The following is a 2319-nucleotide window of genomic DNA, read 5'->3' on the forward strand; positions in this document are numbered from 1 at the left end:
GCGCGGAATATGTTTTACGGGACATGGTAGAAGACTACCTTTCTCCGGCTGAACGCCGGGGCTAGCCTATGTCCACCAACAGGGGGTCAGGTCCAACACCACCGTATTCAGCAAATCATCGCTCGCGCAAACCTGCGGATTGTATGCTTCGCCGCCTACATGGTGATGGTGGTGATGGTGATGTCCATGGTCGTGATCGCCGTGGTCATGGTCGTGGCCATGATCGCCGTGTTCATGACCGTGGTCACCATGTGCATGGTCATGATCGCCGTGCTCATGGCCGTGATCACCATGCGTGTCCTCAGCTCCCGCGTCAGCATCGGCCGCACCGGCATCGGCATCGGCCGCACCCGCATCGGCGTCAGCGTCGCCAGATCCCGCGCCAGCATCGCCGGCTCCCGCGTCAGCATCGGCTGCACCCGCATCAGCATCAGCCGCACCGGCATCGCCCGCATCAGCATCGGAAGCACCCGCATCGGCGTCAACAACTGGTTCAGTAACTACGTTCGGGCCGGGATCCCCCACCACAGTGCCATCAGCACGCACCCGGTGTGCGTTTCGCAATCCCGCGTTTTCCTGCGCGACGACGCTCTCATCCAGAGCGCCTTCGGCACCTCCACACCGAGCAAGGGATTCGGTTTCCGCTTGGGCCTTGGCCGCGGTAATCGCCTCATCGCCAACCGCCCACCGGTATTGCACCTGCTCCGAGTGGTATGTGACGCCTTCGTCCGGATCCGTGCCGTCACCCGTGGCCGTAACCATTTCGGCGTGCACAGTCATCGTGTAATTTCCGGGCTTTTCGAACAGCCAGTAGGTGTGTTCGTGCGCGCCGCTATAGGTATTTTCGGGGTTCTGTTCCCCTTGTGGCTGCTCGATATAAGAACCTGCGGTAATCTCAGTTTCCCCAGTGTTCAGGCGCGGAACCAATCCTTTGAAAAGATCCCATTTAAATACGAAAGCCTTGCCTGGTCCTTCGATCTCATCGATCACATAACTGACCTTGTTCATATTCGGATAGTCGCCACCAAGCTTCATGGAATCCCAGCCCGGCCACGGCAGGTTTTGCACCTGGGTTTCCGGCAGCATATAACCAGCAGATTTAATTGCTTCCATGCTGGCCGTCTGTTCCGTATAAGCACTATCCGCAATCCCGAGAATTAGATAATTCGGGTTCCGCACCACGGTGTAACCTGGCTTAGATTCATCTTCCTTCAGCCGCAAAGTGATGCCGTCATCTTTTTTGAGCGGGTAGAAGATATCGGTGTGGCCCTTTTCCAAGACCACCGTATTATCGAGCGGTTCCGCGCAAACATTTGGTGAAGTAACACCTGTGCTGGCGGTCTGCGTACCAGATTGGCTCGCCGCTGCCGGCGATATCGCCCCAATCCCAGAAATCGCGAGAGCCGCCACGGCCGCCACCGCACCCCGCGTCCGACGCGTGAATGTAGAACGCATTCGTCTCTTTCTATTTTGTAATTTATTTTCAATTCAGCCCACCGCTTTGCGGAAAGGCTTTGGAGTTCGGGAAAGTCGAGCGTTGCCCTAACGTGACAGTAGAATCTGAGGGTTTATTTCAGTGTCGACGCCGAACAGATACGCACCCTTCCCTTACAGTAATGATAACGATTCTCGTTATCGATGCAAAGGATTGTGTGCAAGTAGGTACTAATGCACTTTTATTTCCGACGACGTAGCGCATCCAGATACGACAGAGCGGGACGATTGAAACCCAGCGAGCTTCAGGCGTCCCGCTTCATTTATGTTTTTATGCCGGTTTGTCGGTACCAGGCTTCTCCGTGCCCGGTTCCGTGGTGGGTACGCCCTATCATTTTGGTCACTTCTCCTATGGCAATTGGGCTACGCTGCGTATTCCTCTTTTATGTACCGTTACACTTCGGCCAATCCCCGAATAAGTGTTAGATTTCGCGAAGGCGTTACCCTGCGCCACAATTTTGTGTCGGACCCTGCAGCTAACATGGGGGCTATGACGGCACAGGTTACAGGTTCAACTCTTACCGAAACTCAGCGGCGCCACAACGCACAGGCTTTCGTGAAAACGTGGCGCGGGCGCGGCTATGAAAAGGGCGATACCCAACAGTTCTGGGGTAATTTGCTGCGTTCGGTCATGGGCATGCCGGAAGTTCAAACCGTCACGGGCGTGCGCTACGAGGAAGGTACCTCCCGGCGCGGCTATATCGATGCCATCATTCCGGATGCGAAAACGCTCATCGAACAGAAATCCATCGGCGTCAATCTTGATCATGCAGAAATGCGCCAAGGCCAGATGGTTACGCCTTTTGAACAGGCTATGAACTACGC

General features: G+C 55.5%; 2 protein-coding genes. One reads left to right on the plus strand and one right to left on the minus strand.

Annotation, left to right across the window (positions count from 1 at the left end):
• Positions 1-66: 66 nt before the first annotated feature.
• On the minus strand, positions 67-1455 hold the full coding sequence (locus BLT47_RS08750) for a choice-of-anchor M domain-containing protein (protein ID WP_074663944.1): 1389 nt from the start codon (positions 1453-1455) through the stop codon (positions 67-69).
• Positions 1456-1984: 529 nt separating this feature from the next.
• Here BLT47_RS08750 and BLT47_RS08755 point away from each other — a divergent pair.
• Positions 1985-2319: type IIL restriction-modification enzyme MmeI (locus BLT47_RS08755; RefSeq protein ID WP_338070730.1), on the plus strand; the 335-nt coding region annotated here is incomplete at its 3' end.

It is taken from the genome of Actinobaculum suis, from assembly GCF_900102025.1.
Lineage (GTDB): Bacteria > Actinomycetota > Actinomycetes > Actinomycetales > Actinomycetaceae > Actinobaculum > Actinobaculum suis.